Source organism: Microbacterium sp. MMO-35 (assembly GCF_037147555.1).
In the GTDB taxonomy this organism is placed as follows: domain Bacteria; phylum Actinomycetota; class Actinomycetes; order Actinomycetales; family Microbacteriaceae; genus Microbacterium.
Genome location: NZ_JBBCVH010000030.1, coordinates 1 through 1,321 on the forward strand (window position 1 = coordinate 1; position 1,321 = coordinate 1,321).

Genomic DNA, 1,321 nt, shown 5'->3' on the forward strand with positions numbered 1-1,321 from the left:
TTTCGGTGCGTGCTCTGCCGCCGGGGCGGGGTGGGGCACTGGTGCCGGGTGGGGGCAGGAACCAGACCTTCGCACGGATCCCGGTGCCGTCGACGCGGATGCTCCAGTCGTTGTCGTGGACGAGGTGGTGGCAGGTTTCGCAGAGCAGTACCCCGTTGTTGAGGTCGGTTTCGCCGTGGTCGCGGGCCCACCACGCGATGTGGTGCGCCTTCGTCATTGTGGGTGGGAGCCCGCAGAACGCGCACCCGCCGTCGCGTTCGACCAGGGCGAGGCGCTGGGCACGACTGAACAACCGCCGATCCCGCCCCCAGTGCAGGACCTCCCCATCCTCCCCGCACACCCACCGGCTCACCCCGCCCCCGCCGGCCATCCGGCGGACCGTGTCGATGCTGACGGGCTGGTCGAGCCCGTCGATGAGCCCGAACCCGGTCCCGGCCTCCAGGTCGGTCGCGTTCACGCGGACGATCACCGTCGCCCCGTTCAAGGTCCCCTTGCCCTCACAGGTCAGGGCGTGCTCGGCGAGATGCACGAGCGCGTCAGCCTGGATCTGCGGGACGGTGCGCCGGTCCGCGCCCGGCGCGTTCGGGTCGCGGCCGTCCCGCTTCGCGGCGAACTCCGCCGACACGAACCCGCCGATCGCGGTCTTCACCGCCGCACCCCGGGCCAGGTCCAGGACCGCGGTCACATGCAGCATCCCCTCCCGCTCGAACAGGGTCACCGACGCCCGGGCCCTCAGCTCCTCCTCCCGGGGTGCCACCCCGTCCGGATCCAGGTGTGCTTCCCACCGGGTGAGCATCCGCCGCACCTCATCGTGCGACAACCCCGGCGCCTTCCCGGTGAGGAACCCCTCCGCCTCCGCGGCCTTCTCCCGCCACCCTCACGATCATCCGGTCCAGAAACCCCACGATCACCCCGGCCGTCGCCGCCCCGATCCGCCCCGCGACCAGCGCCTCCCGCACATGAGGGAACTTCGCCGGCAACACCTCCCCGACCAGGTTCGCCCGCGGCGCCGTCGCCTCACCGACCTTCACCAGTCGGGCCGCATCACCCGTGGACGCCCCGGTGGTCGTCGCGATCAACTGGGCCGTGTTCCGAAACCCCTGCTGCCTCGCCAACGACCCCGGCCCCAGCCCCGGCCGGGACTCCTCCGCCAACCGGGCAGCCACCTCCGCATGCACCCCATCCGCAGTGCGCTTCACCCGCCCGATCGCCTCATTCACCGCCACCAACTGCGCCCGCGACAATCCCGCCCCGGACGCCGCCGCACCCCACGCCTCCTGCAGAAGCCGAGTGGCCTCCAGGAGCGGATCAAGGGTGCTGG

2 protein-coding genes are annotated in these 1,321 nt (G+C 72.1%); both read right to left on the reverse strand.

All coding sequences use genetic code 11. The features are described 5' to 3' along the window. Nucleotides 1–805: DUF222 domain-containing protein (locus tag WFJ01_RS19010; RefSeq protein WP_336630045.1), on the reverse strand; the 805-nt coding region annotated here is incomplete at its 3' end. Between the two features lies 1 nt (nt 806). Further along, on the reverse strand, nt 807–1,321 hold a 515-nt coding region (locus WFJ01_RS19015; RefSeq protein WP_336630044.1), incomplete at its 5' end, for a DUF222 domain-containing protein.